Source organism: Christiangramia sp. 3-2217-3z, from assembly GCF_051195275.1.
Classification (GTDB): Bacteria; Bacteroidota; Bacteroidia; order Flavobacteriales; family Flavobacteriaceae; genus Christiangramia; species Christiangramia marina.
This window is the reverse complement of the sequence record NZ_JBNJLI010000003.1, coordinates 426,433-451,491: the sequence shown is the minus strand read 5'-3', so window position 1 is coordinate 451,491 and position 25,059 is coordinate 426,433. Positions and strand designations below refer to the sequence as shown.

At 39.7% G+C, this 25,059-nt stretch carries 29 protein-coding genes; 10 read left to right on the top strand and 19 right to left on the bottom strand.

The window, feature by feature from the left end; genetic code table 11:
• Positions 1-19: 19 nt before the first annotated feature.
• Genes ACSHZO_RS08000 through ACSHZO_RS07990 form a run of 3 tightly spaced genes read right to left on the bottom strand, consistent with a single transcriptional unit; the run spans position 20 to position 2,057 of the window.
• Entirely contained in the window at positions 20-589 is a 570-nt protein-coding gene (locus ACSHZO_RS08000) for a uracil-DNA glycosylase family protein (protein ID WP_298246960.1), read from the bottom strand.
• 1 nt (position 590) lies between these two features.
• The gene (gene rsmI, locus ACSHZO_RS07995; protein WP_298246959.1) at positions 591-1,262 is read right to left on the bottom strand and encodes a 16S rRNA (cytidine(1402)-2'-O)-methyltransferase; all 672 of its coding nucleotides are present in this window, start codon (positions 1,260-1,262) and stop codon (positions 591-593) included.
• Between the two features lie 6 nt (positions 1,263-1,268).
• Positions 1,269-2,057 (bottom strand): hypothetical protein, encoded by a 789-nt coding sequence (locus tag ACSHZO_RS07990; RefSeq protein ID WP_298246958.1) that lies wholly within the window; start codon positions 2,055-2,057, stop codon positions 1,269-1,271.
• A 189-nt stretch (positions 2,058-2,246) separates the two neighbouring features.
• Here ACSHZO_RS07990 and ACSHZO_RS07985 point away from each other — a divergent pair, with 189 nt between their 5' ends.
• The 5 genes from ACSHZO_RS07985 (at position 2,247) to ACSHZO_RS07965 (ending at position 7,898) form a co-directional block, all read left to right on the top strand.
• Positions 2,247-2,891: a thymidine kinase gene (locus ACSHZO_RS07985; RefSeq protein ID WP_295180693.1), complete on the top strand. Its 645-nt coding sequence runs from the start codon at positions 2,247-2,249 to the stop codon at positions 2,889-2,891.
• The gene (gene alr, locus ACSHZO_RS07980) at positions 2,884-3,993 is read left to right on the top strand and encodes an alanine racemase (protein WP_295180692.1); all 1,110 of its coding nucleotides are present in this window, start codon (positions 2,884-2,886) and stop codon (positions 3,991-3,993) included. The genes ACSHZO_RS07985 and alr overlap by 8 nt, the downstream gene beginning before the upstream one ends.
• Positions 3,994-4,053: 60 nt before the next feature.
• Complete coding sequence (gene mscL, locus ACSHZO_RS07975; RefSeq protein WP_298246957.1) at positions 4,054-4,476, top strand: large conductance mechanosensitive channel protein MscL; 423 nt, start codon at positions 4,054-4,056, stop codon at positions 4,474-4,476.
• A gap of 185 nt (positions 4,477-4,661) precedes the next feature.
• Entirely contained in the window at positions 4,662-5,651 is a 990-nt protein-coding gene (locus ACSHZO_RS07970) for an aspartate-semialdehyde dehydrogenase (protein WP_298246956.1), read from the top strand.
• Positions 5,652-5,741: 90 nt separating this feature from the next.
• Positions 5,742-7,898, top strand: a complete 2,157-nt coding sequence (locus ACSHZO_RS07965) for a prolyl oligopeptidase family serine peptidase (protein WP_298246955.1) — start codon at positions 5,742-5,744, stop codon at positions 7,896-7,898.
• A gap of 78 nt (positions 7,899-7,976) precedes the next feature.
• On the opposite strand, the gene ACSHZO_RS07960 is transcribed toward ACSHZO_RS07965, so the two are convergent.
• Complete coding sequence (locus ACSHZO_RS07960) at positions 7,977-8,573, bottom strand: HAD family hydrolase (RefSeq protein WP_298246954.1); 597 nt, start codon at positions 8,571-8,573, stop codon at positions 7,977-7,979.
• A gap of 104 nt (positions 8,574-8,677) precedes the next feature.
• On the opposite strand from ACSHZO_RS07960, the gene ACSHZO_RS07955 reads away from it, so the two are divergent.
• Complete coding sequence (locus ACSHZO_RS07955) at positions 8,678-9,643, top strand: ABC transporter ATP-binding protein (protein WP_298246953.1); 966 nt, start codon at positions 8,678-8,680, stop codon at positions 9,641-9,643.
• Here ACSHZO_RS07955 and ACSHZO_RS07950 read toward each other — a convergent pair.
• The 9 genes from ACSHZO_RS07950 to pdxA all read right to left on the bottom strand — a co-directional run bounded on the left by ACSHZO_RS07950 (position 9,636) and on the right by pdxA (position 16,952).
• Positions 9,636-10,088, bottom strand: a complete 453-nt coding sequence (locus ACSHZO_RS07950) for a transcription elongation factor (protein ID WP_298246952.1) — start codon at positions 10,086-10,088, stop codon at positions 9,636-9,638. The genes ACSHZO_RS07955 and ACSHZO_RS07950 overlap by 8 nt on opposite strands.
• Complete coding sequence (gene mtgA / locus ACSHZO_RS07945; protein WP_298246951.1) at positions 10,089-10,760, bottom strand: monofunctional biosynthetic peptidoglycan transglycosylase; 672 nt, start codon at positions 10,758-10,760, stop codon at positions 10,089-10,091.
• Complete coding sequence (locus tag ACSHZO_RS07940; protein WP_298246950.1) at positions 10,757-11,878, bottom strand: NAD(P)/FAD-dependent oxidoreductase; 1,122 nt, start codon at positions 11,876-11,878, stop codon at positions 10,757-10,759. Before ACSHZO_RS07940 ends, mtgA begins: the two co-directional genes overlap by 4 nt.
• Before the next feature lie 72 nt (positions 11,879-11,950).
• Positions 11,951-13,300: an acetyl-CoA carboxylase biotin carboxylase subunit gene (accC, locus tag ACSHZO_RS07935; RefSeq protein WP_298246949.1), complete on the bottom strand. Its 1,350-nt coding sequence runs from the start codon at positions 13,298-13,300 to the stop codon at positions 11,951-11,953.
• Between the two features lie 65 nt (positions 13,301-13,365).
• Positions 13,366-13,869 (bottom strand): acetyl-CoA carboxylase biotin carboxyl carrier protein, encoded by a 504-nt coding sequence (accB, locus tag ACSHZO_RS07930; RefSeq protein ID WP_298246948.1) that lies wholly within the window; start codon positions 13,867-13,869, stop codon positions 13,366-13,368.
• Positions 13,870-13,886: 17 nt separating this feature from the next.
• A complete protein-coding gene (locus ACSHZO_RS07925; RefSeq protein ID WP_298246947.1) occupies positions 13,887-14,885 on the bottom strand; it encodes a beta-ketoacyl-ACP synthase III in 999 nt (332 codons plus the stop codon).
• Positions 14,886-15,065: 180 nt separating this feature from the next.
• Positions 15,066-15,263 carry a 50S ribosomal protein L32 gene (gene rpmF / locus ACSHZO_RS07920; protein WP_141876327.1) on the bottom strand — a complete coding sequence of 66 codons (198 nt, stop codon included), beginning with the start codon at positions 15,261-15,263 and terminating at the stop codon, positions 15,066-15,068.
• 13 nt (positions 15,264-15,276) lie between these two features.
• Complete coding sequence (locus ACSHZO_RS07915; RefSeq protein ID WP_298246946.1) at positions 15,277-15,810, bottom strand: YceD family protein; 534 nt, start codon at positions 15,808-15,810, stop codon at positions 15,277-15,279.
• A gap of 95 nt (positions 15,811-15,905) precedes the next feature.
• Entirely contained in the window at positions 15,906-16,952 is a 1,047-nt protein-coding gene (gene pdxA / locus ACSHZO_RS07910) for a 4-hydroxythreonine-4-phosphate dehydrogenase PdxA (RefSeq protein WP_298246945.1), read from the bottom strand.
• Between the two features lie 61 nt (positions 16,953-17,013).
• Between pdxA and ACSHZO_RS07905 the strand changes: the two genes are divergently transcribed.
• Positions 17,014-17,601: a riboflavin synthase gene (locus ACSHZO_RS07905; protein ID WP_298246944.1), complete on the top strand. Its 588-nt coding sequence runs from the start codon at positions 17,014-17,016 to the stop codon at positions 17,599-17,601.
• Here the strand turns inward: ACSHZO_RS07905 and ACSHZO_RS07900 are convergent.
• The gene (locus ACSHZO_RS07900; protein ID WP_298246943.1) at positions 17,598-17,894 is read right to left on the bottom strand and encodes a hypothetical protein; all 297 of its coding nucleotides are present in this window, start codon (positions 17,892-17,894) and stop codon (positions 17,598-17,600) included. The two genes, ACSHZO_RS07905 and ACSHZO_RS07900, sit on opposite strands and share 4 nt — an antisense overlap.
• Positions 17,895-18,362: 468 nt before the next feature.
• Between ACSHZO_RS07900 and ACSHZO_RS07895 the strand changes: the two genes are divergently transcribed.
• From ACSHZO_RS07895 to ACSHZO_RS07885, 3 genes are read left to right on the top strand one after another with little or no spacing between them, the layout of a single operon-like run.
• A complete protein-coding gene (locus tag ACSHZO_RS07895; protein WP_298246942.1) occupies positions 18,363-20,396 on the top strand; it encodes a PAS domain-containing protein in 2,034 nt (677 codons plus the stop codon).
• Entirely contained in the window at positions 20,383-20,781 is a 399-nt protein-coding gene (locus tag ACSHZO_RS07890) for a response regulator (protein ID WP_298246941.1), read from the top strand. The genes ACSHZO_RS07895 and ACSHZO_RS07890 overlap by 14 nt, the downstream gene beginning before the upstream one ends.
• Positions 20,781-21,185, top strand: coding sequence for a response regulator (locus ACSHZO_RS07885; protein ID WP_298246940.1), 405 nt, complete (start codon positions 20,781-20,783; stop codon positions 21,183-21,185). The genes ACSHZO_RS07890 and ACSHZO_RS07885 overlap by 1 nt, the downstream gene beginning before the upstream one ends.
• A gap of 102 nt (positions 21,186-21,287) precedes the next feature.
• Here the strand turns inward: ACSHZO_RS07885 and ACSHZO_RS07880 are convergent, their stop codons facing one another.
• The 5 genes from ACSHZO_RS07880 to ACSHZO_RS07860 are packed head-to-tail and all read right to left on the bottom strand — an operon-like array spanning position 21,288 to position 25,054.
• A complete protein-coding gene (locus tag ACSHZO_RS07880; RefSeq protein ID WP_298246939.1) occupies positions 21,288-21,992 on the bottom strand; it encodes a sulfite exporter TauE/SafE family protein in 705 nt (234 codons plus the stop codon).
• Positions 21,993-22,442, bottom strand: coding sequence for a FixH family protein (locus ACSHZO_RS07875; protein ID WP_298246938.1), 450 nt, complete (start codon positions 22,440-22,442; stop codon positions 21,993-21,995).
• Positions 22,443-22,454: 12 nt separating this feature from the next.
• A complete protein-coding gene (gene ccoG, locus ACSHZO_RS07870; RefSeq protein ID WP_298246937.1) occupies positions 22,455-23,876 on the bottom strand; it encodes a cytochrome c oxidase accessory protein CcoG in 1,422 nt (473 codons plus the stop codon).
• 12 nt (positions 23,877-23,888) lie between these two features.
• Positions 23,889-24,845 carry a cbb3-type cytochrome c oxidase N-terminal domain-containing protein gene (locus ACSHZO_RS07865; protein WP_295179736.1) on the bottom strand — a complete coding sequence of 319 codons (957 nt, stop codon included), beginning with the start codon at positions 24,843-24,845 and terminating at the stop codon, positions 23,889-23,891.
• The gene (locus tag ACSHZO_RS07860) at positions 24,842-25,054 is read right to left on the bottom strand and encodes a cytochrome c oxidase subunit IV (RefSeq protein WP_026913726.1); all 213 of its coding nucleotides are present in this window, start codon (positions 25,052-25,054) and stop codon (positions 24,842-24,844) included. Before ACSHZO_RS07860 ends, ACSHZO_RS07865 begins: the two co-directional genes overlap by 4 nt.
• Positions 25,055-25,059 lie beyond the last annotated feature (5 nt).

Sequence of the window (25,059 nt, the reverse complement as noted above, 5' to 3'; positions counted from 1 at the left end):
TACTTCTAATCTACGCGACTTATTCCCCTAATATTGAGCTGATCTTTTGCTGAAGTGCAGGAACTATGGCCGACTCGAATTCCGGATTTTTCATTCTCCAGAATCGGTTTACCGGAGAAGGATGCGGCAACGGCCAGTACTCTGGAAGGTATTGCTCATACTCATGAACTTTAGCCGTAAGATTATTGTTCTTTCCGAGGTAATAATTGGAAGCATATGCTCCAATAAGGATCTTCAGCTTCACATTTTTTAAATACTGAAGAACCTCTTCATGCCATAATGGAGCACATTCTTTCCTGGGCGGTAGATCGCCGGTCTTTGCTTTCCCGGGGTAGCAGAAACCCATGGGCAGAATAGCGAAATTGTCGTGATCATAAAAGGTATCGTCATCCACTCCCAGCCATTCCCTTAACTTTTTACCACTTTGATCTTTCCAGGCTACACCAGATTCGTGCACCACTCTTCCTGGCGCCTGGCTAATAAGAATAATCTTAGAATTTGATGTTGCTTCAATAATAGGTCTTGGCCCAAGTGGTAAATGTTCTTTACAAACCTTGCAGTCTCGTATGGTGGATAATAAGTCTTCCAAATCAGGCTTTTCCTGCAACTATTATTACCAACTCTCCCTTTGGCGGATTTGCGTTATAATGTGCATGAACTTCAGGAATACTTCCACGAACGGTTTCTTCATGCATTTTGGTGATCTCACGGGAAACGGAAACACGACGATCCTCACCAAAATATTCCTGAAAATGGCCTAATGTTTTAAGTAGTTTATGTGGTGATTCGTAAAAAATCATCGTGCGACTTTCTTCAGCCAGTATTTTGAGTCTGGTTTGTCTTCCTTTTTTCACCGGAAGAAAACCTTCAAATACGAATTTATCGTTTGGAAGTCCGCTATTAACCAGTGCCGGAACAAAGGCCGTGGCCCCGGGAAGGCAATCTACTTCAATACCAGCTTCCACACAGGCCCGGGTTAATAAGAACCCGGGATCTGAAATTGCCGGAGTTCCCGCATCACTAATTAATGCAAGGGTCTCGCCAGCTTTAATTCGGGAAACAATATGATCTACTGTTTTATGCTCATTATGCATGTGGTGACTCTGCATGGGAGTCTGTACATCCAGATGCTTTAGTAGTTTACCACTATTTCGGGTATCTTCAGCCAGAATAAGATCAACTTCCTTAAGAATACGAATCGCTCTCAAAGTAATATCCTCGAGATTCCCAATTGGCGTGGGAACCAGGTACAGTTTACCCATAATAATTTATTTCCCGAACTTGTTTTCTATATGAGCTCTAAAACGCTCTTCATATGCTTCCTTGCCCTGCCAGTTGTTATAATCTGGCTTTACAACCAGATCTATGAATTTTGAAGCTTCTTCCAGGCTGGTAAAGGTATTTAACTGTGAAAGTACACGATTGTAATCTGCGGTATCTCCGCCAAAAAGATGTTTGATGTAAGCAAGACGCTCATTCAACCCGATATTGATGCCTTTTTTCAGTCGGTCATTAAGGGATCTTGGTTTATCGTTGGCTGGAACATGTTTTACCGGTTCAAAATCTGGCAAATTATCATAATCCACACCAATATTTCTAAAATCTTTCTTCTCTTCAACCTGTTGTGAATAGGGTGCCGAATTCGAAACTTCAGGCGCATCGTTGATATGATTCATAAAAAGATCTACAGACTGACTTTCAGGTGGCATTTGCGCTACAATATCTTTGATTTTTTCAGTATTAGGTTCTGTGATCGCGTCTGAATCTTCATTGAATTCAGTTCCATCCGGATAAAATTCATCATATGCAGATAATTGCGCAGGTGGTTCAGGCAGGTCTTTTACCTGAGACTCTGGAGCAATTGCTTCTTCCTTTTTCACGATTTCCTTTTGCTGCGGAACTTCTTCGGAAAGATGTTTTTCAGTAAAAGCCAGAACAGTCAGTTTTTCATATAGATGCAAAGCATGTTCCTTGAGCTCCATCGTTGTAAAATGTCCTTTATTCCGAAGGATTTTTTCAGCGATTTCCGCCAGTTCTGCTTCAATTTTCTTTTTCATCACTTTAATTTTATATGTTTTCTACCAGTCAGAAGAAATTCTTATTTTATAGTTTTCAGGCAGACAAATCAGGTTACTACTCATTTCATAACTTTCATGATTCGCTCTTTCTCCGGGTTGTATTTTTAATAAATTTGTTCCACCTTTATACGAAAGAGGTATTTCCCGTTTCGATTTGAAAAATACAAAATGTTTCTCGAAAATACAGTAAATCACGAAGAGCAATTTGGCTGGATTGAGGTTATCTGTGGGTCAATGTTTTCCGGAAAAACGGAAGAATTGATACGCCGACTCAAACGCGCAAAATTTGCAAAACAGAATGTTGAGATCTTCAAACCTGCCATTGATATTAGGTATGACGAGGAAATGGTCGTATCTCATGATTCCAATGAAATAAGATCTACTCCTGTACCTTCAGCTTCCAATATCCGTTTGCTTGCAGATGGATGTGACGTAGTAGGAATCGACGAGGCACAATTCTTTGATGATGAGATTGTGACGGTTTGTAATGATCTCGCCAACCAGGGAATTCGAGTGATCGTAGCCGGACTAGACATGGACTTTAAAGGAAATCCTTTTGGACCTATGCCCAATTTAATGGCCACTGCAGAATACGTTACTAAAGTGCATGCTGTTTGTACCAGAACGGGAAATCTTGCTCAGTTCAGCTATCGTAAAGCTATCAATGACGACCTGGTTTTTCTGGGTGAAAATGAAGAATATGAACCATTGAGTCGGGCTGCTTACTACAAGGCTATGCTGCGGGAGCGAGTGAAGAAGCTTGATGTTAATGCCGAAGAATTGAATGCTAAAAAGACCGAAGAAAATGCCTGAAGCCAAAGAGACCGTTCTTGAGATTGATCTTGGAGCACTGGCACATAATTACAGATATTTAAGAGCAAAGATCGATGAAGGAGTGAAGTTCCTGTCTGTCGTAAAAGCTTTTGCTTATGGGAATGATTCAGTCATCATTGCCAGAAAACTTGAAGAGCTTGGCACCGATTATTTTGCCGTTGCCTATGTGGAAGAAGGAATCCATCTTCGTAAAAATGGGATCACCAAACCTATTTTAGTGTTGCATCCACAATTCACACATTTCGAAGATATTATCGAGCATTGTCTCGAACCTAATTTATACAGCGAAAAAATATTACGCTCTTTTGTAGAGACTGCTGAAGCTAAAAATCAAAAAAATTACCCTGTTCATATCAAGCTGAATACCGGCTTGAACAGACTTGGTTTTGATCATCCAGAGATTGGAACCATCAAAGAAATCATTAGTAGTACTTCCAGCCTGAAGATCGCTTCTGTTTTTTCCCATCTCGCTGCAAGTGAAGACTGGAAAGAACGTGATTTCACGGTGGGACAGATCGACCTTTTCAGGAAAATGACCTGGGAATTAATTGCCGACCTGGACTACGAACCAATACTCCATATTTGCAATACTTCTGGCGTGATCAATTACCCGAAATCTGCTTTTAGTATGGTGCGTAGCGGGATAGGCTTATATGGTTATGGAAATGATAAAAATATCGATCCTGAACTAAGACCGGTTTCTACATTAAAAACAATCATTTCGCAGATAAGGAGTCTTGATAAAGGGGATACCGTTGGTTACAATCGTGCTTTTAAAGTAGAAAAACCTACACGTATCGCTACACTTCCTCTTGGACATGCAGATGGGATCAACCGGATCTATGGAAAAGGCAAGGCTGGAGTGATCATAAACGGAAAATACGCGCCAATTGCCGGCAATGTATGCATGGATATCATCATGGTAGATGTTACGGGTATATCCTGTGAAGAAGGCGATGAAGTGATCGTTTTTGGAGGACCTCAGCACCCGGTTAAGTTTGCTGAAGCCGGAGGCACTATTTCTTATGAATTGATCACCGGTATTCAAAGAAGAGTGACACGCCTGGTAATCCCGGAATAAATAATTGGGAAGACTTCTCAAAATTTATTTAAATTTGAAATCAACTAACAACTATATTGTATGAGCTTTTTTTCAGATTTTAAAGCATTCCTTCTGAAGAAGGATATTGTAGCACTGGCAACCGCTGTGGTAATTGGCGCTGCATTCAACAAAGTGATTTCATCTGTAGTGGCAGATATTTTCATGCCTATCATTGGTTTGATTACCGGTGGTGTGGATCTTACCCAAAAATTCATTGCCCTGGATGGAGTGGAGTATGAGAGCCTGGAAGCCGCTCAGGAAGCTGAAGCCGCAATTCTTACCTATGGAAATGTGATACAGGCGGTTATCTATTTCATCATTGTTGGTCTGTTCATTTTCCTTTTTTTAAGAGCTTATGAAAAAACTAAAAAGAAGGAAGAAGCTGCAGCTCCTGCAGGACCAACAAAAGAAGAGGTTTTACTTACTGAGATTCGTGACGAACTAAGAAAGAACAATATTTAAGACGTACGCTAACCGCTACATTACTCATTCTTAAACTAAACCCCTGGCAAAAACCAGGGGTCTTTTTTTAACAATAATCCAAAATTGGTTCAATTTTTTAAAATTCCAGAAATTTTTAATAGGGAAGCAGTCAGAATAATTTCCAAGCAATAACTTTGTAATTCACTTTTTAAAGTAAGCAAATTATGAAAGTAGCTGTAGTTGGAGCAACCGGGATGGTAGGAAGAGTAATGCTTAAAGTACTGGAAGAACGTAATTTTCCACTTACCGAACTTATTCCTGTAGCTTCTGAAAGATCTGTAGGTAAGAAATTGACCTATAATGGTAAGGATTTTGAAGTAGTAAGTCTTGAAACCGCAGTTTCTATGAAACCGGAAGTAGCCATATTTTCAGCGGGTGGAGACACTTCATTGGAATGGGCTCCAAAATTTGCTTCCGCAGGAACTACAGTGATCGATAATTCTTCAGCATGGAGAATGAACCCGAAAAACAAACTTATCATTCCCGAGATCAATGCGAACCTGCTTTCAAAAGAAGATAAGATCATTGCGAATCCTAATTGTTCTACAATACAGTTATTAATGGCTCTAAAACCATTGCATGATGCGTATACTATCAAGCGAGTGGTCGTTTCAACCTACCAGTCTATCACTGGAACTGGTGTGAAAGCCGTACAGCAGCTGGAGAACGAGTATGAGGGTAAGAAAGAAGAAATGGCTTATCCTTATCCAATTCATAAAAATGCGTTGCCACATTGCGATGTATTCCAGGAAAATGGATACACTAAAGAGGAGATGAAGTTAACGAACGAAACCAAGAAAATTCTCGGTGATGATTCAGTAAACGTAACGGCAACCGCAATTAGAATTCCCGTGGTTGGAGGACATTCAGAATCGGTGAATATCGAGTTTCACAAAGAATTTGAGGAAGCAGATGTGCGAAAGATCCTGAGTGATTTTCCAGGAATTACGGTTCAGGATAACCCGGAACTGAATACTTATCCCATGCCTATTTATGCGGAAGGAAAAGATGATGTTTTTGTAGGTAGAATTAGAAGAGATCATTCCCAGCCAAATACATTAAATATGTGGATCGTTGCTGATAACCTTCGTAAAGGTGCCGCGACAAATGCGGTGCAGATTGCAGAATATTTACTGGAGCAGAAACTACTGTAATCCACAATTTTAAAATTTTACTTAAAAGCCTGAAACTCTACAAATTCAGGCTTTTTTATTCTTATTTTAGGTGTCTAAACTAAGAATTGTATGAAGAAAATCTATTCAGGCATTATTGGGCTGGGGTTAGTTGCCGGCTCACTAAGTGCACAAAGTCAAAACCAAAGCAAATTGAACTATCCTGAGACCAAGAAAGTTGATACTGTAACAGATTATTTTGGAACCGAGGTAAAGGATCCATATCGCTGGCTGGAGGATGATCGTAGTGAGGAAACCGAGAACTGGGTAAAAAGACAGAACGAGGTGACTTTCGATTACCTTGAGAACATTCCGTACAGAAATAAACTTAAGGACCGTCTTACCAAGTTATGGGATTATGAAAAATTGAGCGCTCCTTTTACTGAAGGCGGAAAGATCTATTTCTTCAAAAACGACGGACTTCAGAATCAAAGTGTTTTGTATCGCCGTGAATCAGAAGAAGCGGAAGCAAAAGTATTTTTAGATCCGAATAAATTCAGTGATGATGGCACTACTTCTCTTGCAGGAATGAGCTTTTCCGAAGATGGAAAAAAGCTAGCCTATGCTATTTCTGAAGGTGGAAGTGACTGGAGAAAGATCATTGTCATGAATGCTGATGATAAAAAAATCCTAGGCGATACCATTAAAGATGTAAAGTTCAGCGGAATTTCCTGGAAAGGTAATGAAGGTTTTTACTACTCCAGCTATGATAAGCCTGATGGAAGTGAACTTTCAGCAAAGACAGATCAGCATAAATTATATTATCATAAACTGGGAACTCCGCAAAGTGACGACCAGATCATCTTCGGAAATTCTGAAGCACAAAAACGCCGTTATGTAGGAGGAAGTGTTACTGAAGATAATCATTACCTGATCATTTCGGCACGTAATTCAACTTCTGGTGGCGAACTTTACATGATGGACCTTCAGAAGGAAAATCCGGAACTGGTTACAATTTTAGATAATCAGGATACCGATTCTTATGTGATCGAAAATGAAGGTAGCAAATTATTTATCGTGACCAATCTTGATGCTCCAAATAAGAAGATCGTAACCGTTGACGCAAGCGATCCAAGTCCGGAGAACTGGGAAGATTTTATCCCGGAAACTGAGCATGTATTGAGTCCTTCAACCGGTGGTGGTTATTTCTTTACAGAGTATATGGTAGATGCCATCTCAAAAGTGAAACAATACAATTATGACGGAAAACTTGTACGTGAAGTAGAACTTCCAGGTGTAGGTTCTGCCGGAGGTTTTGGAGCTAAAAAAGACAAAGATGTACTTTACTACAGCTTTACAAATTACGTGACTCCGGGTACTATTTATAAATATGATATTGAAAATGGTACTTCTGAAGTTTACAATAAACCAAACATAGATTTTGATCCGGAACAGTTTACCAGCGAACAGGTATTCTATGAATCAAAGGATGGTACGAAGATCCCAATGATCATTACCTACAAAAAAGGAACTCAGCTTAACGGAAAGAATCCAACGATCCTTTATGGTTATGGAGGATTTAATGTGAGCCTGACTCCAGGTTTTAGCACTGCGATGAGCGTATGGCTGGAACAAGGCGGTGTTTATGCTGTACCTAACCTTCGAGGTGGTGGTGAATATGGGAAAGCATGGCATGATGCAGGTACAAAGCTTAAAAAGCAAAATGTATTTGATGATTTCATTGCCGCTGCGGAATACCTGATCGACAATGATTATACTTCCAGCGATTATCTCGCTGTAAGAGGTGGTTCTAATGGCGGACTGCTGGTAGGAGCTACGATGACTCAGCGACCTGATCTTATGAAAGTGGCATTGCCTGCAGTTGGAGTAATGGACATGTTAAGATATCATACATTTACTGCCGGTGCAGGTTGGGCTTATGATTATGGTACTTCGGAAGATAATAAAGAAATGTTCCAGTATCTATATAACTATTCTCCAGTGCATAGTGTTGAGGCGGGTACCGAATATCCTGCGACGCTTGTAACTACTGGAGATCATGATGACCGTGTAGTGCCTGCGCATTCTTTTAAATATGCTGCAGAACTACAGGATAAGCAAGAAGGAACTAATCCTACGCTTATCAGGATCGAGACAAATGCCGGTCATGGTGCAGGAAAGCCAACCAGTAAGATCATTGAAGAATATGCAGATATCTTCGGGTTCACTTTGTATAATATGGGGTTTGAAGCACTTCCAAATGAACTGAAAGAGATTACTAAAGAATAGTAATATTATTGATCAATTGGATCACAAAAAAAGCGCGGCTCTTCAGCCGCGCTTTTTTTTATTGTATTTCAGGAAGCTTTAATTTACCTGTTTTAATTCCCCAGACTCTTCGTCCACCAGAAACCCTTTTTTAGCTTTATGCAGGATCTCTTCATCATCATCTGAATAAGCTTCCAGCAATTCATACTCTCCCAGCGCTTCGTCTAAACGTCTTATTTTCTCTTCATCGTTACAAGCCTTGCCATCAATAGAATAATTACCATTCTTATAGGTCGTTCTTGTTCCAAGTACCTGAACGGGAAGAATTTGTTCCAGATATTTCGTGTAGACTTCGAATCCGCCGGTAACCACAAACACCTTGATACCCTGCTCATCAAATTTCCTAATATCTTCCAGCATTTTATTTCTGAAGAATTCTGGGTATTCCAGGTTCCAGAATTGCTCTGCATACTTTTTCACCGTTTCCGGATGCAGATTTTTGAGGTAATCGTAGAAATTCTCTTTGAAATCAGTTTTGCTGACAAGCCGCATGTTTCCCAGCATTTTCAACCATCCAAGTTGGGCAAGTCTTATCAACTTATACCCATTTTTATAACATACGAATTTGAAAAATTCATCTTTGGAAGATTTTTGATATAAGGTCTTATTGAGATCGTAAACGACTATTTTTTGCATTCGATGATTCTATTCTAATTTATGTTCTTTAGCTTTAAAATAAGTTACGGAAATAGCCATATCCGGAAACTTATATTATGATAATTTCAACAAGAATTTAACCTATGCTTCAGCTTAAGAACGTCTCCTTTGCCTATGATACTGAGCCTGTATTGAAGAATATCAATATGAACATAAAACCGGCTGAGAACATCTCGATCATTGGTGAAAGTGGCTGTGGTAAAAGCACCTTGCTTAAACTCATCTACGGCCTCCTACATACAGAAGGAAAGATCACCTGGAAAGATAAAGAGCTTCTGGGTCCTAATTTCAACCTGGTTCCCGGGGAAGACTTTATTAAATATCTCGCCCAGGATTTTGATTTGATGTTGCCACTAAGCGCTGCTGATAATGTGGGGAAATATCTAAGTAATTTTTATCCTGTCAAGAAAAAACGCCGAATCAAAGAATTGCTGGAGGTTGTAGAAATGACCGACCTTGCTGATAAAAAAGCGAAATTACTAAGTGGCGGGCAGCAGCAAAGAATCGCTTTGGCGCGTGCTCTCGCTAAAGAACCAGAAATCCTCTTGCTCGATGAACCCTTTAGCCATATTGATCACTTCAGAAAAAATAAGTTGAGAAGAAAGCTTTTTTCTTACCTGAAGGAGCAGAAAATCACCTGTATCATTGCCACACACGACAGTACCGATGCACTGGCTTTTGCCGATAGAACCTTTGTTCTAAAAAACTCAAAGATCTATGCTCAGGGAACTCCGCGGGAATTATATGAACAACCGAAAAATCACTATGTCGCCAGCCTGTTTGGAGACGTAAACTATATTCCTGTCACATTACTGAAAACAGATCATAAAAATAGTAACAAAGTTGTGGTATATCCTCATGAATTAAAGATCGCAGAATCTGGCATCGAAGCTACAGTAAGCAAATCATATTTTAAAGGTGAAGTTTTCCTGGTTGAAGTTTCAGCTGGAAATAGATCTATATTAATAGATCACCATGAAGAATTAATCGCCGGCAAAAAAATTTGTTTTAAAGTGAAAGATGGAGTGTTGGAAAGCCGAATTAAATAATCTTTTTAATTAGGACATTTTGCTGATTGAAAGTGTAGCTGTCATTCTCAGTTTTTCCAAGCATGGCGATGGCAACAGGAGCTTTGCTACCTATGGCATAGAATCTTGTATCCTGAACGATGATTTCCCCAGCTGGAATAGAAATAAAATAATTAGCATTTTCAGTAAAAATGATACTGCCTGCTTTTGCAATCCCAGAGTCAACCTGTACATTGATCCGCTTTAAAACAGACCGCATTTGCTCATACTGCTGTAGTTGGTTGCTAATTTTGTTCCACTCGATATTGATCATTTCTCTACCAGTCTCGAACTTGTCTCCGGCACTACTCTTGGATTCATTTTCCAGATCCTGTTTTAATCCCTGCATCGCATTATGCAAAGCAGCTGTTTTCTGCTGAATAAAATGCTCACATTTTTCTAGCAACTCCTGTTTAATCGTTTCCATTTAGTCTAAGCTGAGTTTACCAAGATTTTGCATTTGCCTTACGATCCAGTTTTTTCTATTGGTAATAAAAGAAGATGCCGGACTTGCTCGATATACTCTTGGATTCGGTAAAACAGCGGCAATGGCCGCAGCTTCATACGCACCGAGCTTTACCGCGTCCTTACCAAACCAGTGCAATGACGCCGCTTGCGCTCCGTAAACTCCTTTACCCATTTCAATACTATTTAGATAGACTTCCAGAATTCGTTCTTTACCCCAAATTATTTCGATCAGGAATGTAAAATATGCTTCCAGACCTTTCCGTAACCAGGTTCTTCCCGGGTACAGGAAAACATTTTTCGCAGTTTGTTGTGAGATTGTGCTGGCTCCACGAATCTTTCTTCCATTGCGATTATCTTCCATAGCTTCCTTGATCGCTTTAAAATCAAAGCCACTATGAGTAGGGAAATTCTGGTCTTCACTAGCGATAACCGCTTTTTGGAGATGGCCTGATATTTCATCCATTGCTACCCAGTCGTGCTGAATATCTTCCTCTGGATTTTCAAAGTAACGTATCACCATTAAAGGAGTTAAAGGAACTGGCACCCATTTATAGATCACTACGATAGCAATACTAAACAGGAACAGTCCAAGAAGTATCTTGATGATAAATCTGAAAAATTTTCTGATCATGAATTCAATGTTATTTCGGCCAGGTCTCTTCCAACCAGGCTACCAATTGCGATCCCCATACCGCCAAGGCGAACTCCGCAGCTTACATTTCTGGAAAGTGCCTTCACCATTGGTTGCCTTGAGGATCCAATCCCCATGATTCCGCTCCACTTTCTGTCTATTTCAAATTTGGTTTCAGGCAAGATACAGGTTTTTAATAAGTGCTCCAGTTTGTTCTGGACAAGCGGGGTTGTGCCCATGTGTTCGGTCTCTTCAGCTTCGAAATCCAGGTTACGACCACCTCCAATAAGCACTCGATCACCGATATTTCGAAAATAGTAATAACCTCTGTCCAGATGAAAAGTGCCTTTAAGGTTCATATTTTGGATGGGTTTGGTGATCAATACCTGTGCACGGGCAGGTTTTACATCTTCAAGTCCAAGGCTTGATGCAAACCCATTAGTGGCGATCAATAATTTTTTAGCTGAAATTTGAAATTTATCTGTTTCGATCCTAACGAAATGTTCTTCATCGAAAAACGAATTTACTTTGATACCGCTGAGCACCTGTATATTTTCACAAGATACTTTTTTCAATAGTGTTTGCATCATCTTACCGGTATCGATCTGTCCCTCAAATTGATTCACAATAAGTCTCGGCATGATATTACTAAAGCCAAAAGAATTGGAAGTTTCTCTAAAAACGGACTCTCCAAAAACAGGCTTCAGAAATTTATTAATTCGCGGAATAGCCTCCATACTGTGCTGGTACAATTCTTTATCTGCTCTGGTAAAAAGCTCGTATCCTCCGTTCTGCTGAAAATCGATCTGTGTGTCACCCAGATTTTTCCGAAGTAATGCGAGTCCGTTACGACGCTTTTCTACTAGCTCAACCACTTCATCTTTAGATAAAGTTTTAAGATCATCAAGGATTTCAGAAATACTTCCGAAGCAGGCAAAACCGGCGTTTTTGGTGCTAGCTCCTTCTGGAAGCAGCCCTTTCTCAAGAATAATAATTTTAGCCGAAGGTCTTGATCTTTGCAGGTGCAGAGCACAGTTTAAACCCGTGATACCACTGCCTACAATACAATAGTCGACACTATTGAACCAGGATTCATGTTCCCAGAAGGAAAGATTCATGTTCGTTTTTAGTTTCAGGTCAAATTACAAAAAGTAGCGCATAAAAAACCCCGGAAGTTCCGGGGTTAGTTTTTATTCTTCCAGAGGTTTCATTTTAAAATCCTCCATGAATTGAGTAGTATAATTACCTTCAATATAATCTGGATGATCCATCAACTGGCGGTGGAATGGAATCGTGGTTTTCACACCCTCTATCACAAATTCGTCCAGTGCACGCTTCATTTTGTTGATCGCTTCCTCTCTTGTTTGAGCGGTAGTGATCAATTTCGCAATCATTGAATCATAATTTGGAGGAATCACATAGCCACTGTAAACGTGGGTATCGATACGAACTCCGTGTCCTCCCGGTGCGTGAAGATTAGTGATCTTCCCAGGTGATGGTCTAAAGTTATGATATGGATCTTCTGCATTGATTCTACACTCGATAGAATGCAACTGCGGAATATAATTCTTTCCTGAAATTGGCACTCCAGAAGCTACAAGGATTTGCTCACGAATAAGATCGTAATCGATCACCTGCTCTGTAATTGGATGCTCAACCTGGATACGCGTATTCATTTCCATAAAATAGAAATTTCTATGCTTATCAACAAGGAATTCGACAGTACCAGCACCCTCATATTTAATATATTCAGCAGCTTTTACCGCAGCATCACCCATTTTCTTACGGAGCGTATCTGTCATAAAAGGTGACGGAGTTTCTTCAGTAAGTTTCTGGTGACGTCTTTGTACAGAACAATCTCTTTCAGAAAGGTGACAGGCTTTCCCGCTGCTGTCTCCTACGATCTGGATCTCGATATGGCGTGGCTCTTCAATAAGCTTTTCCATATACATCCCATCATTTCCAAAAGATGCTGCTGCTTCTTTACGGGCAGATTCCCAGGCTGGTTCCAGCTCTTCTTCTTTCCAGATAGCTCGCATCCCTTTACCTCCACCACCGGCAGTCGCCTTCAGCATCACAGGGTATCCAACTTCCTTGGCCAGTTTTTGGCATTCTGTAAAATCCTTTATAATCCCTTCAGATCCAGGAACACATGGTACTCCAGCCGCTCTCATTGTAGCTTTGGCCGTTGCCTTATCTCCCATCTTACTGATCATCTCTGGTGAAGCTCCAATGAATTTAATATCATGCTCTTCACAGATCTTGGAAAATTTAGCATTTTCAGAAAGGAAACCGTATCCTGGGTGGATCGCATCAGCATTGGTAATCTCTGCTGCAGCGATGATATTCGAAATTTTAAGATAGGAAAGGTTACTTGGTGGTGGTCCAATACAAACCGCTTCATCTGCAAATCTAACGTGTAGACTTTCAGCATCTGCAGTAGAGTAAACCGCTACCGTTTTGATTCCCATTTCCTTACAGGTACGAATCACACGAAGTGCAATTTCTCCCCTGTTTGCAATCAATATTTTTTTAAACATACCTAGTTGCTTTTAAAGTTCTGAAGCCCATAAATGGGCTTACAGGTGTTAAAATGGGCAGTAATTTATGACGGATCTACCAGGTAAAGTGGTTGATCGAACTCTACAGGAGATGAATCATCTACCAGTACTTTTACGATCTTTCCAGATACTTCACTTTCGATCTCGTTGAAAAGTTTCATCGCTTCAATGATACAAAGCACATCACCTTCTTTTACAGAGTCTCCTACCTCAACAAATGTTGGCTTGTCTGGAGATGGCTTTCTGTAGAATGTCCCGATAATAGGAGATTTTATAGTGATATAATTAGAATCATCATCTGCGGCCTGCTTTTCTTCAGCAGCTGGAGCAGCTTCCTGAGGAGCAGTTTGTTGAGCTGGAGCCTGCTGTTGTGCTGGCATTTGCTGAAGTTGTTGTCCTCCCATAGGAACCTGTTGTACTATGGTAGTTTCCTTATCGTCTGAACCTGTTTTAATTGTGATCTTTACATCACCTGTTTCAAGTTTAACCTCACTTGCGCCAGATTTGGCCACAAACTTAATCAGATTCTGAATTTCCTTTAAATCCATAATATTGGTGTTGGTTTTTATGAGTTATAAGCCCATTTAAGGTAAGTAGCTCCCCAAGTGAAGCCACCTCCGAAAGAGGCAAATATTAAATTATCTCCTTTTTTAAATTGTTTTTCGTAATCACTGAGTAACAAAGGTAAGGTTGCAGCAGTAGTATTGCCATACCTCGCTATATTCATTAATACCTTGCTCTCCTCTGTAAGGTTCATTCTCTTGGCAGTCGCGTCTACAATGCGCTTATTTGCCTGGTGTGCCACCAGCCAGTCTACATCTATATTCGTAAGATTGTTTCTTTCCATGATTTCGGCGCTAACCTCGGCCATGTTCGAGACAGCAAATTTGAAAACGGTCTTTCCATCCTGCTGTACATAATGAAGTTTTTTAGCGACAGTTTCTTCAGATGGTGGTAATAGAGATCCACCTGCAGCTATTTTAAGAGAATTACGTCCAATGGAATCACATCTTAGTAATTCATCCTGTAATCCCAGACCTTCAAAATTAGGTTCCATTAGCGCAGCTCCCGCTCCATCACCAAAAATAATACAGGTTGTTCTATCTGTATAATCAAGGATAGAGGACATCTTATCTGCACCAATAACCAGAACCTTCTTATATCTTCCAGATTCTATATAAGCCGCTCCGGTAGACATTCCATAAAGGAAACTAGAGCATGCCGCCTGCAGATCGTAGCCAAAGGCATTTACAGCACCAATCTCAGAAGCCACATGAACGGCTGTAGCCGCTACAGGCATATCTGGAGTTACTGTTCCCAAAATGATTAAGTCTATTTCTGCCGGATCAAGATTTGTCTTATTAATCAAATCTTTGGCTGCCTCTACGGCTAGGTAAGAAGTTCCCTTAGAGGGATCTTTGAGTATTCGTCTTTCTTTAATTCCTGTCCTGCTGAGAATCCACTCATCTGTGGTATCCACCAATTCTTCCAACATTTTGTTGGTCAAAATATCTTCAGGTACATAAGCACCTACAGCTGTAATCGCTGCTGTGATTTTGCTCATAAATTTGGATTTAATTCACCCCTCATCGGCAGGAAATATAATAGCTTCATTCTTAGAAAATTACTAAATATTAATCAAACCGGCGTGCAAATTAAGGTCTTTTTGGGACTTAATCAACTAAAAACAAAAAACTCCCACAACGTGAGAGTTTCCTATAATTCTTGAAGCTCTAAGACTTTACTAAGCCTCTACTTCTTCTGCGTTATCAATTAAGATCTGACCACGGTAGTAAAGTTTACCTTCGTGCCAGTGAGCTCTGTGATACAAGTGTGCTTCACCTGTTACAGCATCTACAGCAACTTTTGGAGCTGAAGCTTTATAATGTGTTCTTCTCTTATCTCTTCTGGTTTTCGAGATTTTTCTCTTTGGATGTGCCATGGCTTCCTATTAATTATTCGTTTAATAAATTTTTTAATTTGTCCCAGCGAGGATCTATATCATCCTCATTTCTCTTTTTCTGACTTTTCAAACTGTGTTCTTCCAACTTATCAAGTACATCAGATTCTAATGTGCCGTCTTCAACACCCGGATGAATTCTCTTTGCTGGTACTCCAAGTACCACCAGCTCATAAATATATTGCTGGATATTCACCTCATATTCTCCATGGGGAATAATAAGTAGATCTTCATCTTCATTGTCGAATTCATCGCCAAACTTAATCACCAGGAAAAGCGTGTTTTCTATTGGTTGATCATAAGGCTCATTAGTAAGATCGCAATTAACATTTACTGTTCCCCCTGCATTAAAAGTAAGCTCCATCATGGTGCTTTTCTTTTCAAACAGCAGGTCGATCTTTACATCTGCACTGTTGAATTCCTCGTACTCAAAATGTTTAAAGAACCTGTTATCTAACTCATACTCAAACTGGTGCTTCCCAAGCTTTAATCCCTTGAAGGGGATCGTAAACTCCGCTAAATTCCTCATCTCTCCTCAGTTTTGAGTGCCTCACGTTTCCGTTAAGGCGGGTGCAAAGATATAAAAATTAATGAATTATGCTCTTTTTATAAACAAATTTTTGTTTATATCTTCCTGCCTTGTTTCTTCAACGGATTTTCTGTGAGCACCTTATATTCTTCACGAGCTTTATAGATCTCGATCCCTTTGAATACAGCCTCTTTAAAAGAATTAATATTTGCCTCGTTCTTCCCCGCAATATCGAAACCTGTTCCATGATCTGGAGAAGTTCTAACCTTTTTCAATCCTGCTGTAAAATTTACTCCTCTTCCAAAGGATAGCGTTTTAAAAGGAATTAAACCCTGATCATGATAAGAAGCCACAACGGCATCAAAATTCTTATAATTTTTTGAGCCGAAGAAACTATCTGCAGAATAAGGGCCGAATACCAATTGTCCTTTATCTCTCAGTTTTTGAATTGTGGGCTTTAAAGTTTCCTCGTCTTCTTTCCCAATCACACCATTATCACCGCTATGCGGATTGATGCCCAGCACAGCGATCTTAGGTTTCTGAACCCTGAAATCCTGTTTTAAGGTCTTACTGATGGTATTAATCTTTGATTCTATGAGTTCCGGAGTTATAACGGAAGCGATATCTTTCAACGCAACATGATCTGTAAGTAAACCAACCTTCAGATTATCTGTGATCATCAACATTAAGCTTTCACCTCCCAGTTCCCTGGCTAAATAATCTGTATGTCCCGGAAACTTAAAATCTTCAGACTGAATAGTCGACTTATTAACAGGTGCGGTAACCAGCACATCGATCTTATCATTTTTTAATGCTGAAGTAGCCGCAGCAAGAGATTTAAATGCAAAACTACCAATCTCATTATCTTCTTCACCAAACTTGATATTTACATTCTCTTTCCAGACATTCATTACATTGATCTTTCCATCAATTGCTTTGGAAGGATCGTCGATCCCCTGGAAGTTCAACGAGAGCTTGTAATGTTTTTTAAGAAAATTGATGATCTTAGAAGATGCGAATATAATAGGAGTACAAAATTCCAGCATTCTCGCATCGTCGAAAGTCTTCAGTACGATCTCACTCCCAATTCCATTCAGATCTCCAATACTAATCCCCAGTTTGATCATTTCCTCCTGTTTCATAAACTTTCCCGATATAATATTTTAATTTTACACACAAATGTAACCATTATTATAGAATAGCATGTTCACAGGGATTGTAGAAGAAATAGGAAAAATTGTAGCTATAGAGAAGTCGGAAGGCAATGTGAATCTAAAGATTTCTGCGGAAATGACTCCGGAATTAAAGATAGACCAGAGTGTTTCTCATAATGGTGTTTGTCTTACAGTGGTTTCTATTGAAGATAATACATATACAGTTACTGCAGTTCAGGAAACCCTAAATAAGACGAATATAGGAAATCTGAAGAAGGGAGATTCTGTTAATCTTGAACGAGGAATGAAACTAGGTGCACGTCTTGATGGGCATATAGTGCAGGGACATGTTGACCAGACAGCGACTTGTACAGAGGTGAAAGAAACAGAAGGTAGCTGGCTTTTTACATTTGAGTACGACCCGAGGATTGGAAATCTTACGATTGAGAAAGGATCTATTACAGTTAATGGAGTAAGTCTTACAGTGGTGAACAGTAAAGCGACAGAATTTTCTGTAGCGATCATTCCGTATACTTATGAGCACACGAACTTTAAAGATCTGCAAGAGGGAGATACCGTTAATCTTGAGTTTGATGTGATCGGGAAATATGTCAAGCGAATCACCGAGCTTTCCTAGGCGAGATCAAATTTTCTAAGCTGGTAACAACCAACTACCAGACCCGCACCCATTAAAATATATACATAACCATCAATAGGAAGGCAAAGCCCTACTGGTGGAGGAACGCCATTTCCGTTTCCATTACCGCCGGGACCGTTCCCGTTCCCGTTACCAGGATCACATGGAGGACCTTTACGATTTTCATTATTGTTTTTAGCCATAGGTTCTGGAGGTGACATCTGGGCATAAGCCGATGAGGCTATTCCACAGAATAGACCCAAGCTAAGAAGCAAAATTCTCAAACGGCTCATAATTAAAAGTATAACACCTAAAGATTCAGGCAACTAACCCGAAAACACATACTATTAAATGAACGATATGTCATTTGTTAGTGAGTGAATTTCTGAAATATTTACGTAAATACGTAAAGATCAGTTTAGAATTAAAATTTCATCTATGCATCACCCTGAATTACAGAGACATAAAAACTCTCTGTCCTTTCAAAAATAGGCAATAAAAGCCTTTGTAACAATAGGCTCCGTCTATATTTCACTTTCGGGTCAGAACTTCTACTTCAGCAAAACCGGGAATTCCTGTATTCTCGTTCTGCCTGAGAAGCTATACTTTTCAGGAATTTTTTCTTCTGCAACTTCATATTCGGTCTTCACTTAAGCATTATTCAGAACTATAAAAAATCATAGCGCACGAATTGAAGGTCGGGTTCAAAATAAATGTTTTAGTTTTAAGGTTCCAATGTACAGCCCCAACATTCGTAACCAATGAAGAATATTCCAATTCCTGACAACGACAAGAGAAGAAATCTCGAAGTTGAAAAATATAAGCCGCAACAAAAAATCGATGATGAAGATCTTGATTTTTTGAGCGCTATGGCTGCTGAGATTTGCGGTACTCCCAGTGCCCTGATCACTTTAATTGGCCAGAATACGCAATATATAAAGTCGGCTTATGGTATGGACCTCGAAACAAGAGAGTTCCCGAGGGAGTTTACATTTTGTGCTCATACTATTAGTTCTTCGGAAGGATTTATGGTGGTAGAAGATGCCCGTAAAGATGAAAGATTCAGAAATAATCCATTTGTAACGGGAGAAAATCCAATTCTTTCCTATGCAGGTGTTCCGCTTTCCAATTCTGCCGGTTATTCCATAGGTTCTTTATGCTCTATAGATTTTAAACGTAAAAGCTTTTCCGAAGAACAATTAGAGAAGCTTAAAATGGTAGCGAACCAGGTGATGAAGTCAATCGAGCTTTCCCGAAAGACTAATGAGTTAAAACAGCTCAATGACAACCTTCTCAGGGAGCAAACAAAAGACAATTATATCATTGAAGGTACCGAGACTGCCACTTTTGACTGGGATATCGTAAATGACCAGATAAGCTTTAGTGATGTCTGGTTTCAAATTTCCGGCTACTCTCGAAGCGAGTTCCCTAACCAGATGGTTGATTCATGGAGAACGATCGTTCATCCTGAAGACCTCCAGCCTCTTCAGCAACAAGTGCAATTACATTTTGACGGAAAGAAGAAAAAGTTCAGCAGTGAATTCAGAATAAAGCACAAAAACGGGGAGTATTTATGGATTTCCAGCCAGGGTAAGATCTTTGAAAGAGATGCCTCTGGAAGACCAACCAGAATGTATGGGCTGCATCGGGATATTACTGAAAAGAAGAAAGTGGATGTTGAGATACAATTTAGGGAAAAACTGCTTGAATCTCTATACAATTTGTCTCCATTAGGGATCGCCTTAAACGATTACGAAACTGGAGCTTTTATCGAAGTTAATAAGAGACTGGTAGAGCCTACAGGTTACAGCCAGTCGGAATTTCTAAATCTCACCTACTTTGAGTTGACACCGGAGGAATATCTGGAGATGGAGAAAGAGCAACTCAAAGAACTGGATGATACAGGTAAGTACGGGCCTTATGAAAAAGAATATATAAGAAAAGATGGAACAAAATACCCGGTATTGTTGAGAGGGGTTTTAGCCAAAGACCCCAATGGCAGGAAGATCATTTGGAGTTTTATTGAAGACATCTCTGAGCAAAAAGAAAATGAAGAGTTACAGGAATTGAACTTTCAGAAGATCGAAAAGCTGCTTTCCATTACCGAGAAGCAGAATGACAGATTGAAAAATTTCGCACATATCGTTTCTCATAATTTACGTTCTCATTCCAGTGGTATATCATTATTACTTGATTTCTTAAGTGAATCCAACCCGGAGATTAAAGTAGAAGAACCTTTCAAACATCTTAAAACAGCCTCAGGAAACCTGGAATCTACCATTCATGATCTTAATGATATTGTGAAAGTAAATGTATCCGGACAGGAAGATTTCCAAATCGTGCAATTAAAAGCTGCAGTAGACAAAATCGTGGAAAGCGTAGAACCTCTTACGAAAACCGGAAATATTGATATAAGTACTGAAGTTGAGGAAACAGTTACTGTGTATGGCCTCAGGGCTTATATTGAGAGTATCCTGCTGAACCTGGTCACTAATGGAATCAAATATTCTTCGTCAGATAGAGATAGTACGATTAAGATCACTGCTAAAGAGGATCTTCAAAATAAGCTGGTAAGAATCGAAATTGAGGATAATGGAATTGGTATCGACCTGGATACGCACCGCAAGGATCTTTTTAAAATGTATAAAATTTTTCATAAACATGAGGATGCGAGAGGCGTAGGTTTATTCCTGGTAAAAAATCAAGTTGAAAATATGAACGGATCTATTGAAATTGAAAGTACAGTGAATGTTGGAACAAAAATTATAATCAAACTACCTAATGAGCAAAATTAATTTAGCCTGTCTAATAGAAGATGACCCGGTTCATATTTACCTTTCTAAAAGATACCTTCAATCTTCAGGATATATAGATAATATCCGGATCTATAACAATGGAAAAGAAGCCTACGATGGACTCAAACTAGACTGGGAAAGCAAGAAAACACTCCCGGAAATCATTCTTTTAGATCTCACCATGCCGGTATGGGACGGATGGAAATTTTTAGATGAATTTACCAAATTACCTATTGAGAAGCAGATTACAATCTATATCCTGACCAGTAGTATCAATGAAGCCGACAGGCAAAAGGCTTCTGATTATAATGCGGTAAAAAATTATCTGGTGAAACCAATGACTATGCAGGCATTGGTGGAGCTTATTGAAAGAATGGAAGACTGATGGCGAATACCAAATTTGATAGAATTTTTATAATTGATGATGAATCAATCATAAACTCGATACAAAAACTTTTTATTCAGGAATTTTTTCCTGAAAATTCTCTGGAACGATATGATGATTCCAGCCTGGCGCTGGATAAACTTACTAGCATGGACCAGGAGGTAAAAGAGGTCTTGATTTTCGTTGATCTCAATATGCCTATTCTTTCCGGGCAGCAATTACTGGACAAATTACAGGAATCCGGAATTCATTATAATGTAACTGTTTACGTACTTACCTTTTCCAGTGATGCTGAAGAAGTAGAGAAAATCCGCTCGCATCCATATGTTCAGAAAGTAATTAGAAAACCGCTTACGAGGGAGAAACTAGCAGAACTGGATATCGTGGAGTCTAAGGGTATTTGAAATATTCAAGGCATCTCCACAAAATTCAAGTATGAGGACTGAAGTTTCGGAGATAAAGCGAAATTTCACCTGTTTTTAAATCAAGCCTCGCTTAGCAGTTTTTCAAGGTTGGCATTCCATGACTGAGCCTATTTTCATGATAGGTTCTCCCGGGGAGAGGTAAGGAATACCAAGCCCCATTCCTCTAATGATAAATAGTATGGCGATGATAGCTATAAAAACAGGGATTAGCTTACGAATATATATTCTGTTTTTTACAGAAATCACGTTACTCAACCAGATCGCACTGGTCATCAACGGGATGGTTCCAATTCCAAAAATGACCATATATAAGCTACCGTATAGTGCGCTACCTCCGGCAACCGCTCCAAAAACTGCCATATATACGAGTCCGCAGGGTAAGAAACCGTTCAAAAAACCAACGGTAAAATAAGTGTCTGGATTTTTCTTTTTCAATTCCTTACCAAGGTAGTTTTTCAGGTCCTTCACTACTTTGAAATTGGCATTTTCAGGATTGAATCTACCTAGTTTTTTCTTCGGAATAAGTACAAGAAACAGCATAATGATCCCGATAATGATAGATAATTGCTGTTGAAGGCCAAAAAGAGACAGGCTTTTCCCGGCAATTCCAAATAACAGTCCTATGATTCCGTAGGAAAAAAGACGACCAGAGTGATAGAGAAATATCTGCAGGAATTTCCTGAATTTATTTTCCCGATCCAGAGGAAGCAAAAATGCTATAGGCCCACACATACCAATACAATGGAAGCTTCCAAGTAATCCAAATATAAGCGCAGAAAACAACATTTAATAGACTATTTCAGTTTTAAACATGAATTCCTTTTCGCTATTCTGCCAGGTAACCTTAACATTCCATCTCCCATTCACAAGTTGATCTGCCGGGATCTCAAATTCAGAACTTTTAATTTCAGAAAAGGGAATACTAAAATCGAGATTCTTGTTGGAAGGTCTGTACAGGCTTACCATACCTGTAGTTTTTTCAAGGTCAATCCCTTCAGGAAAAAGTACTATTAAACTATCACCCCTTCTTTCAAGGCTGATCTGTTCATTGAGTGCAAGAGCATTTTCCTGCGCATCTATATCCTGTTGATAATGTAACTCTGCCTTATAATAATCCTCTACCACAAGATCATGGTCATAGTCTGAACTGCTCATCATGGTGACGACAAAGTACATAATGAAGCTAACGAATGCGAGCATTCCAATTACAATTCCTGTTCCCCAGTTTATCTTCATAATTTCTACTGATTAATGGTAACTCCTTGGTCCCAGAAAAGTGGTACCGGTAGTTTCTAATAATTGTTCGCCGTTATAAACTTCAATAACGATCTTATCTTTTTCGTTTTCCAGTGCTGCCTGGTTTATTTCCACGAACAATGTTCCTTCGGCCATGCCGTTCGCAGGAATGCTCATGGAATTCCCTTTTACAGTATTTATAGTTCCGGGATGCGACTTGATTTCAAACCTCACATTATCGTAATCCACAGAAGTTTTATTAATAAGTTTAAAGGTGTATACATTGCTAATGATATTGCCATCCTTATGTTCATAAAGCTGGCCGGGTAGCCTGAGAATATTGGCTTCCACATCACTTCTCAAAAACAACATGCCACTTAATACCGTAACGAGGATAAATAAAACTGCAGCATAGCCTTTAATACGCGGGGTAAACCTGAATTTCTTTTGCTTCTCAATATTCTCTTCACTCGCATATCTAATCAATCCCTGCGGAAGATCCACCGCATCCATCATATGATTGCAGGCGTCTATACATGCTGTACAATTCACACATTCCAGCTGGGTTCCATTTCGAATATCTATTCCTGTAGGGCAAACCTGCACACATTGAAAACAGTCGATACAATCACCTTTCCCACTTGCTTCACGATCTTCATTTTTTCTGAATTTCGCTCTACCTTCTTCCTTTTCTCCACGTTTATGATCGTAGGCAACAACAATAGATTTATTGTCCAGCAGAACACCCTGAAGCCTACCATATGGACAGGCTATGATACAAACCTGTTCTCTAAACCAGGCGAATACAAAATAGAAGATTCCGGTAAAAAGCAGCAAGGAGATCAAGGTGCTAAGATGTGCCTGCGGTCCTTCCTGTATGTAAAGAAGCAATCTATCACTCCCTATAAGATAAGCCAGAAACACGTTGGCGATAAGAAAGGAGATCACAAAGAAAATGAACCATTTGGTTGCTTTTTTCCTGATCTTTTCAGCATTCCATTGCTGCTTGTCCAATCGTATTTGTTTGCCCCTGTCCCCTTCAATCCAGTATTCAATTCTTCGGAAAACCATTTCCATAAAGATCGTTTGGGGACATATCCAGCCACAAAATATTCTTCCGAAGGCTACCGTAAATAAAACCACGAACACAACTCCTATCAACATCATGAGAACAAAGAGATAGAAATCCTGCGGCCAGAAAATTGTTCCGAAGATATTGAAGCGACGTTCCAGTACGTTGAACATGAGAAATTGATTCCCATTGATCTTTAAAAAGGGAGCTGCAAAAAGTATGGCCAGTAAAAAATAACTTACCCACTGCCGATATTTATATAATATACCATCAGGTTTTTTGGGATACACCCAGGAACGTTTACCTTCTGAAGTAACCGTTCCTATACTGTCCCTAAACCTTTCGTGCTCCTCTTTTTCCAAAATATGCAGATTTTACTCTTCCTCGTAACTCATTTCTATTTCAACAGAAGCTGAATCTATCGCTTCCACCTCAACCTCATCCACTCTCGCATCTGGATCTACCCATAGTTCCCCTTCAGGTTCTTTGGGATCTAGAGGAGTTGTGGAGTGTAAACTCAGAACATAACTGGCGACCTGCGCCATTTCTTCAGGTTTTAGATCGGTTTTCCAGGAAACCATCCCTTTCCCCGCACGTCCTCCTTCAGAAATTGTATTGAAGACATTCTTGATACCACCACCAAGGATCCAGTAAGAATCGGTTAGATTAGGACCAATTCCACCTCCCCCATCAATCTTGTGACAGGCGGCACAATTTCCTGAGAATATTGCTTTCCCGGCATTGATATCTTCAGTCCCGGTAAGCAATTCAACAGTATTAGCATCAATAAGACCTTTGGCATTTTCTTTATAAGCTTCCACGGCTGCTTTAGCTTCTGCAACCTCAGCCAGATATTCCTCTTTTTGAGTAGCACCATCGAAAACATGGTACCTTGCCAGGTAAATTCCGGCGAAAATTATACTGGCGTAGAAACCATAAAGCCACCAGGGTGGAAGATTGTTATCCAGCTCTTTGATCCCATCATAATTATGATCAAGTATGATCTCATCTTCATTTTCAATTGGCTTTTTGTCCAGCAGCTTGTCGTAAGTTTCCTTGAACCAGGCAAAGCGATTCTTTTCCCTTACCGCCATGGCTGCATCGTAAGCTGCACGATCATCGGGTTTCAAAGACATATATAAGGTCTTGTCCAAAGCTGCTACCGAAACTTCGATGGCAATTGCTAGAAACAGGATCACTCCAAGAACAAGCCAGAAAATTGGATAGACTTCCAAAACAGATTTATCACCGGTTTCAATGGTAAGCTCTGCCAGTATGATCGCCAGGGCGATAAGTCCGCTAATTCTTAATACTGAAAATGTATTTTTCATGATTTGTTATCTTTTACGATGATAGGCATCATTAGTTCATCTTCCTGGTCTAAAGGAATGTCGCTCACTTTCCTGATATAATCCTTTTTAGCAGTGAACACCCACCAGAAGAGCGCGGTAAAAAAGATGAAGAATATAAGCAGTGAGATGATGGGATAGATCGCTACCCCTTCTATACTTTCCAATGGACCTTTTACGAATTTCAACATGGTCT

What these genes read in the sequence shown, in the direction of transcription:
- rsmI (WP_298246959.1), bottom strand. Translation starts at nt 1,262, where the DNA reads ATGGGTAAACTGTACCTGGTTCCCACGCCAATTGGGAATCTCGAGGAT.
- ACSHZO_RS07990 (WP_298246958.1), bottom strand. Translation starts at nt 2,057, where the DNA reads ATGAAAAAGAAAATTGAAGCAGAACTGGCGGAAATCGCTGAAAAAATC.
- ACSHZO_RS07985 (WP_295180693.1), top strand. Translation starts at nt 2,247, where the DNA reads ATGTTTCTCGAAAATACAGTAAATCACGAAGAGCAATTTGGCTGGATT.
- alr (WP_295180692.1), top strand. Translation starts at nt 2,884, where the DNA reads ATGCCTGAAGCCAAAGAGACCGTTCTTGAGATTGATCTTGGAGCACTG.
- mscL (WP_298246957.1), top strand. Translation starts at nt 4,054, where the DNA reads ATGAGCTTTTTTTCAGATTTTAAAGCATTCCTTCTGAAGAAGGATATT.
- ACSHZO_RS07970 (WP_298246956.1), top strand. Translation starts at nt 4,662, where the DNA reads ATGAAAGTAGCTGTAGTTGGAGCAACCGGGATGGTAGGAAGAGTAATG.
- ACSHZO_RS07965 (WP_298246955.1), top strand. Translation starts at nt 5,742, where the DNA reads ATGAAGAAAATCTATTCAGGCATTATTGGGCTGGGGTTAGTTGCCGGC.
- ACSHZO_RS07960 (WP_298246954.1), bottom strand. Translation starts at nt 8,573, where the DNA reads ATGCAAAAAATAGTCGTTTACGATCTCAATAAGACCTTATATCAAAAA.
- ACSHZO_RS07955 (WP_298246953.1), top strand. Translation starts at nt 8,678, where the DNA reads ATGCTTCAGCTTAAGAACGTCTCCTTTGCCTATGATACTGAGCCTGTA.
- ACSHZO_RS07950 (WP_298246952.1), bottom strand. Translation starts at nt 10,088, where the DNA reads ATGGAAACGATTAAACAGGAGTTGCTAGAAAAATGTGAGCATTTTATT.
- mtgA (WP_298246951.1), bottom strand. Translation starts at nt 10,760, where the DNA reads ATGATCAGAAAATTTTTCAGATTTATCATCAAGATACTTCTTGGACTG.
- ACSHZO_RS07940 (WP_298246950.1), bottom strand. Translation starts at nt 11,878, where the DNA reads ATGAATCTTTCCTTCTGGGAACATGAATCCTGGTTCAATAGTGTCGAC.
- accC (WP_298246949.1), bottom strand. Translation starts at nt 13,300, where the DNA reads ATGTTTAAAAAAATATTGATTGCAAACAGGGGAGAAATTGCACTTCGT.
- accB (WP_298246948.1), bottom strand. Translation starts at nt 13,869, where the DNA reads ATGGATTTAAAGGAAATTCAGAATCTGATTAAGTTTGTGGCCAAATCT.
- ACSHZO_RS07925 (WP_298246947.1), bottom strand. Translation starts at nt 14,885, where the DNA reads ATGAGCAAAATCACAGCAGCGATTACAGCTGTAGGTGCTTATGTACCT.
- rpmF (WP_141876327.1), bottom strand. Translation starts at nt 15,263, where the DNA reads ATGGCACATCCAAAGAGAAAAATCTCGAAAACCAGAAGAGATAAGAGA.
- ACSHZO_RS07915 (WP_298246946.1), bottom strand. Translation starts at nt 15,810, where the DNA reads ATGAGGAATTTAGCGGAGTTTACGATCCCCTTCAAGGGATTAAAGCTT.
- pdxA (WP_298246945.1), bottom strand. Translation starts at nt 16,952, where the DNA reads ATGAAACAGGAGGAAATGATCAAACTGGGGATTAGTATTGGAGATCTG.
- ACSHZO_RS07905 (WP_298246944.1), top strand. Translation starts at nt 17,014, where the DNA reads ATGTTCACAGGGATTGTAGAAGAAATAGGAAAAATTGTAGCTATAGAG.
- ACSHZO_RS07900 (WP_298246943.1), bottom strand. Translation starts at nt 17,894, where the DNA reads ATGAGCCGTTTGAGAATTTTGCTTCTTAGCTTGGGTCTATTCTGTGGA.
- ACSHZO_RS07895 (WP_298246942.1), top strand. Translation starts at nt 18,363, where the DNA reads ATGAAGAATATTCCAATTCCTGACAACGACAAGAGAAGAAATCTCGAA.
- ACSHZO_RS07890 (WP_298246941.1), top strand. Translation starts at nt 20,383, where the DNA reads ATGAGCAAAATTAATTTAGCCTGTCTAATAGAAGATGACCCGGTTCAT.
- ACSHZO_RS07885 (WP_298246940.1), top strand. Translation starts at nt 20,781, where the DNA reads ATGGCGAATACCAAATTTGATAGAATTTTTATAATTGATGATGAATCA.
- ACSHZO_RS07880 (WP_298246939.1), bottom strand. Translation starts at nt 21,992, where the DNA reads ATGTTGTTTTCTGCGCTTATATTTGGATTACTTGGAAGCTTCCATTGT.
- ACSHZO_RS07875 (WP_298246938.1), bottom strand. Translation starts at nt 22,442, where the DNA reads ATGAAGATAAACTGGGGAACAGGAATTGTAATTGGAATGCTCGCATTC.
- ACSHZO_RS07865 (WP_295179736.1), bottom strand. Translation starts at nt 24,845, where the DNA reads ATGAAAAATACATTTTCAGTATTAAGAATTAGCGGACTTATCGCCCTG.
- ACSHZO_RS07860 (WP_026913726.1), bottom strand. Translation starts at nt 25,054, where the DNA reads ATGTTGAAATTCGTAAAAGGTCCATTGGAAAGTATAGAAGGGGTAGCG.